Raw genomic sequence first — 13,373 nt, 5'->3', positions numbered from 1 at the left:
ACCTGTCGTGACCACCACGCGCGGCGCACGCACCGACAGCGATCAGTACATCCTGACCCTCAACTGCCCGGCCCGCCCCGGCATCGTGCACGCCGTCACCGCGTTCCTGGTCGGCGAGGGCTGCGACATCACCGAGCACCAGCAGTTCGACGACACCGACAACGGCACCGTGTTCCTGCGGACGAGTTTCACCGCGCCCGCCGGTTCGCAACCGTCCCACCTGGAGGAGCGCTTCGCCGTCACGGCCGAGGCGTACGCGATGGACTGGCGGCTGCGCGACGCGGCGGCAGCGCCCCGGTTGCTCGTCATGGTGTCGAAGTTCGACCACTGCCTCGCCGACCTGCTGTACCGGTGGCGCAGCGGCACCCTCGACGGGGACATCGCCCTCGTCGTCTCCAATCACCCCGACCTGCGCGAACAGGTGGAACAGGCGGGCGTGGAGTTCCTGCACGTACCGGTCACCCGTGACACCAAGGGGGCGGCCGAGGAGCAACTGCTGCGCCTCGTGGACGAGTACGCAATCGACCTCGTCGTACTCGCCCGGTACATGCAGATCCTCTCCGACGACCTGTGCAAGGCGCTGGAGGGGCGGGCCATCAACATCCACCACTCGTTCCTGCCGAGCTTCGCCGGCGCCAAGCCCTACCACCAGGCCCACGCGCGGGGCGTCAAGCTGGTCGGCGCGACCGCCCACTACGTCACCGCCGACCTGGACGAGGGCCCCATCATCGAGCAGGAGGTGATCCGCGTGGACCACCGCCAGAGCGCCCGGGAACTCGTCCTCGTCGGCCGCGACGCGGAACGCCTGGCCCTGGCCCGCGCGGTCAACTGGCACTGTCAGCACCGCGTCCTGCTGCACGGAAACCGCACGGTCATCTTCAACTGAGCGCACGGGGTGAGCAGTTCTTCGGCGAACCGCCCGCCCCGCGCTCGACGGCGCCGCGCCCTCCCGCTACTCCTCGGCCACCACCCTCCGCGCCAGCTTCGTCGCCTCCCCCACGTCCGTGAGGGGCCGCAGCCAGTACGTGTACGCGTAGTCGCGGTCGGCGAGCAGTTTGTACGGGGCGTGCGTGTGGGCGCCCCAGCTGTCGTCGCCGCCGACGCCCATCTGGCGGTGGTTGACCCGCAGGACGACCTCGTCGCGCGGGTCGAGCTGGTAGTCGTGGCGGGCGCCGACGGACAGGTCCTCCGGGGTGAGGTGCGACGCGGTGAATTCCAGCAGCGGGTGCTCGGCGGTCGGGTCCGCGGCGACGAGAAGGCCCCGGCCACGTCCATCGGTGAGCGCCGCCCAGCGCACATCCGTCTTGTTGCCGTTCTCCTGGGGGCGGATGTACGAGGTCCACTGCTCGGCCACGGTCGAGCTCCAACGCCCCACGTCCGTACCGTCGTTGCGGTCCCAGTGGTTCTCCTCCGGGCCGCGGCCGTAGTAGTGCAGCCGTTCAAGGGCCGCGGGCAGCCGCAGGATCGTGCCGACCTCGGGGAGGTACGGGAGGCCGGCGGCGCCGGGGTGCAGAGCATTGTCGACCTTGACGGCGCCGTCGCCGAAGACCGTGTACGTGGTGGCGTAGGTGGACTCGGTGGTGGTCGGCAGGGTGCCCTTGACCTCGATGCGCACGGCCCGTCCTCCGAGCTCGCGGACGCTCACCCCGGTCACCTTGCGGCGCGCGCCCGCGTCCCGCCAGGTCTGGTTGCGGGTGTGCTGACCGTTGCCGTGGTCGTTATCGGTCGGAGCGCGCCAGAAGTTCGGGACGGGCCCGGAGTCCAGGAGCCGGACGCCGCCGGCTTCGTAGGAGGTGATGACACCGGTCGCCTTGTCGAGGGTGAGGCGGAAGCCGTTCCCGGTCACGGAGACGGCCTTGTCCCCGTCCTCGTGACGCAGTGTCGGCACGTTCTTCAGTGGGACGGGTGTCACCTTCGGGCTGCCCGCGTCGAGCGGGAGTTGCGCCCGCGCCACCTCGAAGCCCGCGTCGGCCCATGCCGTGTCGTCCTTCAGCCGGAAGGACAGGTGCAGGAAGAACTCGGCGCCTGGCGCGGGGTTGCTCGGCAGCTTGAGCGGGACGGTGATGTTCTTGCGGGCGAGCGGGGCGACGTCGAGCTGGGTGCGGCTCAGGCTGCCGCGCTGGATCACCTCGCCGTCCCGGGCCAGTTCCCAACGGCCGTCGTACTCACGCAGGTTGGTGAAGAGGAACTCGTTGGTGAGGGTGATGTCCCCCGCTCCCCCGCCGCCCTCCTTGGGCGACACCTGGATCTCCTGGTAGATCCGCTTGATCTCGGCGGCCTTGCCGGTGTGGCCGCGGTCCGCGGTGATGATGCCGTCGGCGACGAAGTTGCCGTCGTTGGGATTGTCACCCCAGTCGCCGCCGTACGCGAAGAAGGTCTTGTCACGCGGCCGCTTCTCCTCGACGCCCACCGTCTTCGCGTCGAACCAGAAGCGCACGCCCTCACCGTCCGGGCCACGTCCGTCGTCGGCGAGTTCGATGGCGCTCAGCGCGCGGGAGTACACGCGGGCGCGGCGAATGGTGCCGCTGAACTCGCGGACCATGTTGTCGACGTCCACACCGAGGGCGAGCGGCGCGGTGTTGCTGCTCGGTCTGGCGGTCGTCTTCTTCGTGGCCTTCGCCGCGCCGTCGACGTACAGCGTGAGCGTGCCCGCGCTCGCGTCGAAGACACCGGCGACGTGGTGCTCGCCGCCCGTCCAGCCGTCGGCGGGGGTGGTCCAGGAGGCCGTGATCCACTGGCCGCCGGAGTAGATGTAGAACTCCAGGTTCTTGTCGCTCTGCTTGAGCGCGTACTGGGTGTCGCCCTTGGCCAGGATCGGCTGGTGGTAGCCGGTGACATGCGGGGTCACCCAGGCTTCGAGGGTCAGCGACCCGGTCAGGTCGAGGCGGTCGTCACGGGCGAAGACGGTGGCTCCGCTCACGCCCTTGTCGCGGTCGAACTTGCCCGCTGGGTTGAGGAGTTCACCCTTCAGGCCGACGGGACCGGTCTCGGTCAGCAGCGTCCGCTTCGGTGTCGGCCAGCTCAGCGACTGGTCCACGAAGTCCCAGATCCAGCCGCCCTGGAGCACGTCGTAGCGGCGGACGAGGTCCCAGTACTCCTTGAAGTTGCCGTTCGAGTTCCCCATCGCGTGGCAGTACTCGATCATCACGTACGGGCGGGTGTCGGCGGTGTCCTTGGCCTTGGACTCGACGTGGCTCGTCGACGGGTACATCTCGGAGCGGATGTCGCTCACGCCGGGGCTGTCGTCGCCCTCGTACTGGATGACGCGGGTGGTGTCGTAGGAGCGGATCCAGTCGTGCATGGCGGTGAAGGTGGAGCCGGCGCCCGCCTCGTTACCGAGGGACCAGATGACGACGGAGGCGTGGTTCTTGTCGCGGTGGACCATGTTCTGGGCGCGGGCGACGCACGCCTTCGTCCAGTCGGGGTGGCTGGCGGGGTAGTCGTCGCGGACGCCGTGCGTCTCGAGGTTGGTCTCGTCGACGAGGTACAGGCCGTACTCGTCGGCGAGTTCGTACCAGATCGGGTTGTTCGGGTAGTGCGAGGTGCGGACGGTGTTGATGTTCATCCGCTTGATGATTTCGATGTCCTTGACCAGGTCGGCGCGGGTGAGCGCGGTGCCCCGGTCGGGGTGCATCTCGTGGCGGTTGGTGCCTCGGAAGGACACGGGCTTTCCGTTGATCCGCATCAGTCCGTCCTTGAGGGCGAACTCGCGGAGGCCGACGCGGTGCGAGAGCGTCTCGATGACCTTGCCCGCCGGGTCGCGCAGCCGGAGCACGGCGGTGTAGAGGTACGGGCTCTCGGCGGACCAAAGGCGCGGCGAGGGAACGGACCTGGCGGCCCGCACGGTCACTTCGGAGCCGGATTCGGTTTCGGTGACGGCGGCCTTCTGGGTGAGCGGCCGGGACCAGACGGGGTGGCCCGCGGCGTCGTAGAGCTGGGTCTCGACGGTGTACGCGCCCGGGTCACCGGCGTAGTCGCGCACGGTGGCGGTGACCGACAGCTCGGCCGTGGTGTGTCCGTCGCCGAGCGGGGTGTCGAGCTTGAAGTCGCGCAGATGCACGCCCGGTGTCGAGTACAGATACACCGAGCGGAAGATGCCGCTCAGCCGGATCATGTCCTGGTCTTCCATCCAGTCGCCGTCGGAGAAGCGGTAGACCTCCACGGCGAGCTGGTTGGTGCCTTCGGTGAGGTGCGGGGTGATGTCGTACTCGGCCGGGGTGAAGGAGTCCTCGTGGTAGCCGACGAGCTTGCCGTTCACCCACACGTAGTGGGCCGATTTGACGCCCTCGAAGTGCAGGAAGACGCGTCTGTCCCGCCAGCCCTTCGGCACGGTGAAGGTGCGCCGGTACTGACCGACGGGGTTGTAGCGGGTCGGCGACGCCGGCGGCCGGGCCTCCTCGCCGAGGCCGTTGGCGCCCCACCACGGGTACGTGATGTTGGTGTAGATCGGGAAGTCGTGACCGTGCAGCTGCCAGACCGCGGGCACGGGGATGGTGTCCCAGTCACCGTCGTCGAGGTCGGTCCTGTGGAAGTCCTCGTCACGCTCCGAGGGCCGGTCGACGTACGCGAACTTCCAGTCACCATCAAGGCTTTGGCGGTACGGGGAGCGGGTCCGGTCGGCGGCGAGGGCCTGGGCCACGTTCTCGTACGGCATGAGGGTGGTGTGCGGGGGCTCGGTGCCGAGCCGGAACTGGTCGATGCGACCGTTCCACTCGTCGCCGTCGGCCGCGCCGGCCCGCGTCGCGGGGAGACCCACGGGCAGGGCGAGCGCGCCGGCGACGACGGCGCCCGCCTGGAGCAGGCGGCGACGACTGAGCGGCATGGTGCGGGGGCGGTGCGGTTGCGGCATGGCTGTGCCCTTCTGCGGGTGTGGACACGTGCAACTGGTGGGGCGGGGAGTGCCTGTTGAGCCGGCACCACCCTAAGAAGACAACACAACCGACACAATGACGCCGTAGGACTTTGTTGATTTCTGAGCAGATTCTGAGCAGAAAGAGAGGCCGCACCGCCGACGCCACGACGGTACGGCCTCCTGATCCCCGTGCCCGGGGAGCCCCCTCAGGTGGACTTGATGGAGCTCGGAGGAACGGTCGCACGCCTGTCTCCCGCCGCGGGCCCGCCCTCCCCACGCTTGGGAATGAGGAACAACGCCCCCATGGACAACACGCAACAGCCCACGATGTAGAGGCTGATGCCGGTGCTGGATCCGGTGTCCTCCAGGATGGCGGCGGCGATCAGCGGGGCGGGCCCGCCGGCGATGACCGAGGCCAGCTGATAGCCGAGGCCGGCGCCGCTGTAGCGGACGTTGGCGCCGAAGCCCTCGGCGATGAGTGCGGCCTGGGGCCCGTACTGCATGTCGTGGAAGACCAGGGACAGCACGATGGCGAGCAGTACGAGCCCCGGCGCCCTGGTGTTGAGGAGAGCGAAATACGGGAACGCAAACGCACCCACGCACACAATCCCGACGCCATACACCAGGCGGCGCCCGTAGCGGTCGGAGAGGTGCCCGAAGAGGGGGATGGTGAGCAGCCCGATGGCCGCGGCGACGAGCGTGTCGTTGAGCAAGTCGCCGCGGGCGAGGCCGAGATGGGAAGTCCCGTACGTCAGAACGAAGGTGATGAAGAGATAGAACGGCGCCTGCTCGGAGAGCCGGACGAACGCGGCGGCGATCACCTCGCGCCACTGGTGCCGCAGAACGTCCCACAACGGCACCCGGACGACGGCCTCTTCACGCTTGACGGCGGTGAAGTCCGGGCTCTCCATGACCTTGAGGCGTACGTACAGCCCGATGACGACGAGAACCCCGCTCGCAAGGAACGGAATCCGCCAGCCCCAGCTCTCGAAGCCGTCGCCGGAGGCGGCGCTCAGCCACTTGACCATGCCGGTGGAGATCAGCAGCCCCAGCGGCACCCCCATCTGCGGCCAACTCGCCATCAGGCCACGGCGTTTCTTCGACCCCCACTCCATGGACAGCAGCACCGAGCCACCCCACTCGCCGCCCACCCCGATGCCCTGGAAGACGCGGAGCACCACGAGGAGGATCGGCGCGGCGAGCCCGATCGACGAGTAGGTGGGCAGACAGCCGATCAGGACGGTGCTCACGCCCATCAGCAGCAGGGTGATGACGAGCGTGGACTTCCGGCCGACCCGGTCCCCGAAGTGCCCGAAGATCGCGGCACCGAGCGGCCGGGCGGCGAACCCGACGAACTGCGTACCGAAGGAGGCGAGCACGCCCGCATACTCGGACTGCCCGGGGAAGAACAGATGCGGGAAGACGAGCGCGGCGGCCGTGCCATAGAGAAAGAAGTCGTACCACTCGATGGCGGTACCCACGGTACTGGCGACGACCGCGCGATTACGATGCCCGCGCACGTCTGACCGCCCCGCCTCTGACCCTGCGATATGCGTGTTCACGACGACTCCTGCCCTGCCATCGGTCCAGCCACGACACCCGGGAACGAAACCTTCGCGAGAGTGCTCTTCGGTCGCGTCCATGTCAAGGAAGCACGCGATGTTCAACTATCGGGTGGGGGCTACCGACCGAGCCGCCACCGCGCGCGCCCGTAACAGCCCACGTCGGCGCCGTCCACGCGACTTGCTCACGACGCCCGATTCGGGCCACTATCTCCAGGCCAGGTTCACCGTTTGTCCATATGTACCGACGGCGAGCGAGGGGGGTTCCTCGTACCTGGGCGATCGGTGGGGAGGCCGAATGTACGAGATGGTCAAGGGCGCGAACGTGGGGCTGGGGAGCCTGGTCGACGGAGAGGTCGACTCGGTGATCGTCGGTCTGGGGTGGGTCAGCCCGACCGGCGAAGGGGACGCCGATGTCTCCGTACTGTTGCTGGACGACAGCCGTAAGGTCCGCAGCGACGAGGACTTCTACTTCTACAACAACTCCTGTGCGCCGGACGGGAGCGTGCAGCTGCTCGGCAAGACGCCGACTGGCGAGGGCAGCGAGGACCGGATCAGCTTCGATCTGAGTGCCGTTCCGGGCGATGTCACCACGGTCCTCATCACGGCGAGCCGTTACGAGTCCGCCCGGTTCGACGAACTCGGCGCCCTGCAGCTGACCTTGAGCGACGGTGCCGGGGAGCCCCTCCTTCGGTTCGCGATCGACGACGCGGGCGCCGTGAGCGCGCTGATCTTCGGAGAGCTGTACCGGCGCGGGGGTGAGTGGAAGTTCCGTGCCGTGGGGCAAGGCTACGAAGCGGGATTCGCGGCCCTCGCCTCGGATCACGGCGTGGACATCGATGACGACGCCGACGACACAGCCGAGACCGAACCGGTTGCACAGGAAGACGCGGTGGAGCCGCTCCAGCCCCCGGCCGCCGAGCTGCCAGGGCAGGGTCCCGAACCGGACTCGCCGGCCACACCCGCCGCGGACGTCGCCGCGCCGGCCGCTGCCGCAACAGCCTCCGTCAAGAGAGCCACACGCCCGCGCACCTCGAAGAAGAAGGTCACGCTCCCCAGAATTCCCAAGAAGTCCCTTGCGGAGAACGACTCCTGGGCGGGTGCGCGCCTCTTCCCCGTGTCCGCGCTGAAGAGTGACAGGGACCGGGAGACCCGTGCCACGTCGGTACTGCTGGCCGTGATGGCACAGGTGCCGGAGTTCGGTCGGCGGCTGACCGCCGCTTTCGGCGCCCACGCCGGACGTATGGAGACCTTCACCGAGGTGTCGCTCCCCTACGGCGATGCGCCCCGCCGGCCCGACGGTGTCATCCGGGTGGAGCGGGCCGGCAAACTCTGGACCGCGCTCGTCGAGACCAAGACCAACGGCAATCCCCTCAAGGCCGAGCAGGTACAGGCCTACGCGGACATCGCGGCCCGCAGGGGCTACGAGGCCGTCATCACCCTGTCCAACGACGTGGCTCTGGAAGGCAGCCCGCTGGTCGAGGTGAAGATCGACCGGCGGCGGAAGAACAAGGTGGGCCTGTGGCATCTGTCGTGGGCCGAAGTCGCCCACCAGGCCCAGATGCTGCTCCGGCACGAGGGGCTCGGCAATCCGGCGCACGCCTGGCTGCTGGAGGAGCTTCTGCACTATCTCCACCACGAGAACTCGGGCTGCCACGGCTTCCACAACATGGGTCCTGCATGGGTGCCGGTACGCAACGGGATCCAGGACGAAACCCTGTGCCAGGGCGATCCGCGGGCACTCGAGGCCGTCGAGAGCTGGGAGCGGCTGGTACGCCAGGTGTCGTTGGGCCTGGGCGGCGAGCTGGGGCGGAAGGTTCTCCCGGTGCAGCGGGCGCGGCGCGGCACCGACGCCGTGGTCCGCCGCACCCGCATGGCGGACGAGCTGTGCCGGGACGGCAGGCTCCGGGCCGAGTTGCGCATCGACCAGACACCCGGGGTGCTCGCCGTCGCCGCCGACCTGCGCACGTACAAGATCCGCACGTCCATCGACATCGCTCCGCCGGCACACGGCTACCCGCTCTCCTGGGCCAAGCGGATCGTCCGGGAGCTCTCCGAGGCGCCGGCGGATCTGCACATCGAGACCCTGGTCGAGGGGGACAGTGGAGGGCCACGGGGAACCCTGGAACGACTGCGGCCCGAGCCGGGCGACCTGCTGCCGGGCGGCGGTGCGAAGATCACCGGATTCCGGCTCTCGTTGTTCAAGGGCATGGGGACGCAGCGGGGCAACACGGAATCCGGATTCATCCGGAGCGTCGACGAAGCGGTCAACAAGTTCCACGCGTCGGTGGTGACCCACCTCGATCGCATGCAGACCAGGCGGCGCGCGGCGCCGGGTCCGGCCGCCGCCGAAGACGAGAGGTAGGACCAGGTCGGTCGATGGCATCGCCCGGTGGATCCGCTCCACCGGGCAGCCGGGTGTCCGAATCCCGCACAATGGACCCGTGCCCCACGTCCCGCCCTCCCGTCATCTGCTGCGTGCCCGTGATCTTGCGGATGCGCGGTACGCGGAGGTGCTCACGGTGGGGGATCTGGCGGCGGCCGCCGCGTTGTCGCCCGCGCATTTCAGTCGGAGTTTCAAGGCCGCGTTCGGGGAGTCGCCGCATCAGTATCTGCTGACCCGGCGGCTTGAGCGGGCCGCCCATCTGCTGCTGGCCACGGACTGGACGGTGGCCGATGTCGGGGTCGCGGTGGGGCTGCGCGGGATCGGGTCGTTCACGACGAGTTTTCGGCGCATGTACGGGGTGACCCCGCAGGCGTACCGGGCGGCGAACCCTCCCGCCGCGCGTCATGTGCGCATCCCCCGGTGCGTCGCCATGGCCTACGGACGGCCGCGGAACCGCACGTTTCGAGAAGACAGCGGCTGACCGGGTGCCTAGCGTCGTCGGTGTCGGGACGGTGCTCGTCCCGGAGCAGGACAGCCGATGAGTGAAGCGCGAGGACCGACATGCCGACCACGATCAAGATCGCCAATGCGCAGTTCTGGGTGCACGACCAGGACGAGGCGCTCGATTTCTACACCACGAAGCTGGGCTGGGAGGTCCGGGCCGATGTGACGATGGAGTCCTGGGCCTTCCGGTGGCTGTGTGTCGGGCCGGCCGGTGGCGAGGGGCCCGCGCTCGTGCTGATGCCGGTGCCCCGGCCGCCGATGCTCGACGAGAAGGACAGTGTCCAGTTGTCGGAGCTGGTGGCCAAGGGGGCCGGCGGAACGCTGTTCCTGGAGACCGATGACTGCAAGGCCGCCTACGACGAGCTGTCCGCGCGGGGCGTCACGTTCAACGACCCGCCGACCGAGCAGCCGTACGGCATCGACACCTCGTTCCGGGACCCCTCGGGCAACAACATCCGCCTGACGCAGGTGCTCGCGTTCGATCCCGGGCGGAGTTGACCGCGCGCGGCGCCCCGGACCTCACGAGGCCCTGACGTGCCGGCCGTCCTGCGCGTGCTCCGCGCGGGCCGCCTCCAGGAGGTTGCGCCAGGACGTGACCGTGGGGCGCCGGCGCAGCAGGGCCCGCCGTTCGCGTTCCGTGGCGCCGCCCCAGACGCCGTACTCGATGCGCTCGTCCAGGGCGTGCGCCAGGCACTCGGTCCTGACCACGCACGTGTCGCAGAACCGCTTGGCGTGGGACTGCGCCGCGCCTTCCACGAACAGGTCCTCGGGGTCCGTGGCCTTGCACGCCGCCTTGTCCCACCACGAGTTGAAGATGTCCGTCACTCTTCGCTCCCTTGCTCCTGGCAAATTCGGTCCGTCTCAGGTGCGATTCGCGACCGTACGCCATAGATCCTCAACAGGCAGCCCATGACCAGGAGTTGAACGGTGAGTCACGACGGTTTCGAGCCGTCGGCCGTGCCCGGCCAGGGCGTCGAACCGGTAGCCGTCGCCGGTCCGTTGAAGCGGGGCGTACGCGAGGTGGCGGCGCCGTCTCGTGCCGTGACCGGATGCTAGATCCGGTCCGTGAGCTCCTCCGCGTAGACCTGGGACAGCGGCTGAGGCCCCACGTACTGCTGGCAGTTGCACTGACCCGCCTCGTAGTGGGTCGGCTTCTTGTTCTCGTCCCAGGCCGTGGGGACCTCGACCCGTTCGTGGCAGCGGCCCGTCTTGTCGTGCTTGGCGAGGTGGTGGGCGCAGCCGCAGATCGGCTCTGGCGGCTTGTTCGCGGCCTCCACCGCGAGGCGCGCCTGCTTGGCGGCCTCGAGCCGCTCCAGCCTCCGCTCGTGCCGGTTGCGCAGCGCGCCGCGTGCGGTGTCCGCCACCCAGGCGAACGCTCCTGTCCAGAACAAGATGAGGATCGCCCAAACCCAGTTCATCTACCGCCCCTTCCCCCCGGATGACCGCGCGGTGGCCTCCAGGATAGGCGCCGCGCCGCGGCTACGCGCCCTCTCGTTGCGCCCGCACCACCCCCGCGCTGCCGTCCACCGTGATCACGTCACCGGTCTCGATCCGCGTCAGGGCGTCCGGCACGCCGACCACGGCCGGGATGCCGTACTCGCGGGCCACGACCGCACCGTGGGAGTTGGCGCCGCCCATCTCCATCACGAGGCCGCCCGCGGTGAGGAACAGCGGGGTCCAGCCGGGGTCGGTGGACGGGGCGACGAGGATTTCGCCCGGCTCCAGGTGCGCGCCGACGGGATCGGTCACCACGCGCGCGTGCCCGGTGATCTCGCCCGCGGAGGCTGCGGTGCCGACCAGGTCGCCGGGGGCGCTGAGCATGGTCCGCGCGGCCGCCTCGGGTTCCGTTCCGTCGGAGAGGAGGACGCGCGGGATGTGCCGGCGCCGCAGCTCCCGCTCGTACTCCTCCTTGCGCACGGCGACCGTCGGCCGCAGGTCACCGTCCGTCGAGCGCATCTCCGCGAAGTCCAGGAAGAAGACGTCCTGCGCCGCGTCGAGGCGCCCTTGCGCGTGCAGTTCGGTTCCGCGTTCGGCGATCCGGGCACGGAGGGCGCCGAAGAGCGTGATCGCCAGATACTTCGGGTATTCGCGCAGCCCTGCCAGCAGCCGGGTTCGACGCAGGGCGAACCGGACGAGTGGGCCGCGGCCTTTGGCCCGCCGCGCGAGCCGCTCGATCATCGCCTCCGCCTCGGCCGCTCCGCGCGCGAACACGGCGTCGGGCCGGGCCTGTTCGTCGTTCAGGCGCAGATAGTTGCGGACGACACCGATGATGTGCGTGGGATCGTCGGACCAGCGCGGTAGGCCGAGGTCGATCTCGGCGACGGCGCGGTGGCCCCACTGGTCCAGGAAGGCGCGGAGCCCGTCCTGCGCGACCGGCGGCAGTCCACCGGCGCGGTAACGGGCCACCAGTTCCTGGACGTTGGCCTCCTGGAACGCTTCCGCGGCGTCCCGCTCGGCACGGATCGTACGTGCCAGGTTCCACAGGTCGAGGTCCATCTCGGTGGTGACGTTGTTCGGGAGGCTGCGCAGGACCGTCTGCAGCTCGCCGGGTTCGGTGCGAACGAGCCGGCCGGCGAGGCCCAGCATCGCGAAGCCGACCAGGGCGGTCGGGGCGACGGTGGGCAGCACCGGGATCACGCAGTCGCGCAGGGCCTCCTCGACGGACCTCGCTTCGGCCGCCTTCAGCACGCGCGCCTCCGTACGCCTTGCGCGCCGCACCGCCGCCTCCGGATTGACGAGTGCCCGCACCACGGTGGAGGGGGCGTGGAATCGGCGGGCGAGGCGCGCCACCCGCCGGATCGCGGGCCAGGGCGAGGTGTGCGTCAGGCCGAGGCGCGGATCGTCGTACAGGCCGCGCAGGACGTGCGCCGAACGGGCCTCCATGACGTCGAGTACGCGCGGGAAGAAGGCCCTTCCTGTCCTACTACGTAGGACGTTGGTGAGGTCGATGAAGACGCGGCCGGCCGCCTCGGTGCAGCCCTGCGAGCTCGGGTCGCCGATGATGATCCGGCCTGCGGCCCCGGCGATCTCACGGATGGCGGCGCGCCCGGCCGGGGTGATCGGCCGTTCCAGGCCCTGGGCGAGGCTGAAGCAGAAGTACACGCGGAAGTCGTCGTCGGCGTGTTCCGGCACAGGGAACAGGGTCGTGATGGGCCGCGACTGGGTGAGGTGCAGGGCACCCTGGGCGTCGATCGCCCACTCGGCGTCCTGCGGACTCCCGTAGTGCGCCTGCACTTCGGCGCCGAGCGCGGCGAGTTGCCGGACCTGGCGGTCGGTGAGACAGGGAGCGGAGTTCTCGCCGACGTCGACCTTCTCCGTGCCGCCGCCGGCCAGGGAGCAGACGAGGAACCGCTTGTCGCCGAGCCGCCGCTCCACGATCTCCTGGCCGTCGACGACGAAGTGGTCCGGGTTGACCGCCCCGGAGACGACGGCCTCGCCGAGGCCGGGGCTCGCGTCGATGACCGCTTGGTCCCGCCTGCCGGTGACGGGGTTGGCGGTGAACAGCACGCCGGACACCGCCGAGTCCACCATTTGCTGCACGACGACGCCGAGTTGGACCGCGCCGTGGTCGATGCCGTTGGTCTCCCGGTAGCTCACCGCGCGGTCGGTCCACAGCGAGGCCCAGCAGCGGCGTACGGCATCGAGGACGGCGTCGGTCCCGACGACGTTCAGGTACGTGTCCTGCTGCCCGGCGAAGCTGGCGAACGGCAGGTCCTCTGCGGTGGCACTGGAGCGCACCGCGACAGCCGCGTCGTCGCCAAGTCCCGCGTACGCGCGGCGGATCACCTCCGCGAGCTCCCCCGGCACCTCCGCTTCGAGGATGCGCCGCCGCGCCTTGGCGGGATCCAGACCCGCGAGGCCTTCCGTGGCCGAGATCGTCCGGTACGCGTCCGTGGTGACGCAGAAGCCGTGCGGCACGGGCAGCCCGGCCCTGGTCAGTTCGCCGAGGTTGGCCGCCTTGCCGCCGACGGTGGCGAGCATCGTCGCGTCGATGGAACGGAGGTCGAGGACGAGCGGCATGACGTTCCTTCCTGCCTGCGGTGACCGTCCGGCGCGCCTGGTGACGCCG

Annotated in this window: 9 protein-coding genes; 4 read left to right on the top strand and 5 right to left on the bottom strand. The window is 69.7% G+C overall.

Annotated features, from left to right (window positions below; all coding sequences use genetic code 11):
* Nucleotides 1-7: 7 nt before the first annotated feature.
* The gene (purU, locus tag ACOKM3_RS40125; RefSeq protein ID WP_426906222.1) at nt 8-886 is read left to right on the top strand and encodes a formyltetrahydrofolate deformylase; all 879 of its coding nucleotides are present in this window, start codon (nt 8-10) and stop codon (nt 884-886) included.
* 66 nt (nt 887-952) lie between these two features.
* Here the strand turns inward: purU and ACOKM3_RS40120 are convergent, their stop codons facing one another.
* Entirely contained in the window at nt 953-4,849 is a 3,897-nt protein-coding gene (locus tag ACOKM3_RS40120) for a glycoside hydrolase family 2 TIM barrel-domain containing protein (RefSeq protein ID WP_426906221.1), read from the bottom strand.
* Nucleotides 4,850-5,058: 209 nt separating this feature from the next.
* Nucleotides 5,059-6,372, bottom strand: a complete 1,314-nt coding sequence (locus ACOKM3_RS40115) for an MFS transporter (protein WP_426906220.1) — start codon at nt 6,370-6,372, stop codon at nt 5,059-5,061.
* A 340-nt stretch (nt 6,373-6,712) separates the two neighbouring features.
* Between ACOKM3_RS40115 and ACOKM3_RS40110 the strand changes: the two genes are divergently transcribed.
* The 3 genes from ACOKM3_RS40110 to ACOKM3_RS40100 all read left to right on the top strand — a co-directional run bounded on the left by ACOKM3_RS40110 (nt 6,713) and on the right by ACOKM3_RS40100 (nt 9,802).
* Complete coding sequence (locus ACOKM3_RS40110) at nt 6,713-8,779, top strand: TerD family protein (RefSeq protein ID WP_426906219.1); 2,067 nt, start codon at nt 6,713-6,715, stop codon at nt 8,777-8,779.
* A 79-nt stretch (nt 8,780-8,858) separates the two neighbouring features.
* The gene (locus tag ACOKM3_RS40105; RefSeq protein WP_426906218.1) at nt 8,859-9,281 is read left to right on the top strand and encodes a helix-turn-helix domain-containing protein; all 423 of its coding nucleotides are present in this window, start codon (nt 8,859-8,861) and stop codon (nt 9,279-9,281) included.
* An 80-nt stretch (nt 9,282-9,361) separates the two neighbouring features.
* Nucleotides 9,362-9,802, top strand: a complete 441-nt coding sequence (locus ACOKM3_RS40100; RefSeq protein WP_426906217.1) for a VOC family protein — start codon at nt 9,362-9,364, stop codon at nt 9,800-9,802.
* 21 nt (nt 9,803-9,823) lie between these two features.
* Here ACOKM3_RS40100 and ACOKM3_RS40095 read toward each other — a convergent pair whose 3' ends face one another.
* The 3 genes from ACOKM3_RS40095 to ACOKM3_RS40085 all read right to left on the bottom strand — a co-directional run bounded on the left by ACOKM3_RS40095 (nt 9,824) and on the right by ACOKM3_RS40085 (nt 13,324).
* A complete protein-coding gene (locus ACOKM3_RS40095) occupies nt 9,824-10,120 on the bottom strand; it encodes a WhiB family transcriptional regulator (protein ID WP_267073742.1) in 297 nt (98 codons plus the stop codon).
* Between the two features lie 236 nt (nt 10,121-10,356).
* Nucleotides 10,357-10,722 (bottom strand): hypothetical protein, encoded by a 366-nt coding sequence (locus ACOKM3_RS40090; RefSeq protein WP_426906216.1) that lies wholly within the window; start codon nt 10,720-10,722, stop codon nt 10,357-10,359.
* A gap of 61 nt (nt 10,723-10,783) precedes the next feature.
* Nucleotides 10,784-13,324: a PEP/pyruvate-binding domain-containing protein gene (locus ACOKM3_RS40085; protein ID WP_426906215.1), complete on the bottom strand. Its 2,541-nt coding sequence runs from the start codon at nt 13,322-13,324 to the stop codon at nt 10,784-10,786.
* Nucleotides 13,325-13,373: the final 49 nt, after the last annotated feature.

Source organism: Streptomyces nidicola, assembly GCF_050106155.1.
Lineage (GTDB): Bacteria > Actinomycetota > Actinomycetes > Streptomycetales > Streptomycetaceae > Streptomyces.
The sequence above is the reverse complement of the archived record's forward strand: the minus strand, read 5'-3'. Positions and strand labels throughout refer to the sequence as shown.

Bases quoted from the DNA above. Each gene is read 5' to 3' on its own strand.
- ACOKM3_RS40100 (WP_426906217.1), top strand. From the start codon at position 9,362: ATGCCGACCACGATCAAGATCGCCAATGCGCAGTTCTGGGTGCACGAC.
- ACOKM3_RS40090 (WP_426906216.1), bottom strand. From the start codon at position 10,722: ATGAACTGGGTTTGGGCGATCCTCATCTTGTTCTGGACAGGAGCGTTC.
- ACOKM3_RS40085 (WP_426906215.1), bottom strand. From the start codon at position 13,324: ATGCCGCTCGTCCTCGACCTCCGTTCCATCGACGCGACGATGCTCGCC.
- ACOKM3_RS40120 (WP_426906221.1), bottom strand. From the start codon at position 4,849: ATGCCGCAACCGCACCGCCCCCGCACCATGCCGCTCAGTCGTCGCCGC.
- ACOKM3_RS40110 (WP_426906219.1), top strand. From the start codon at position 6,713: ATGTACGAGATGGTCAAGGGCGCGAACGTGGGGCTGGGGAGCCTGGTC.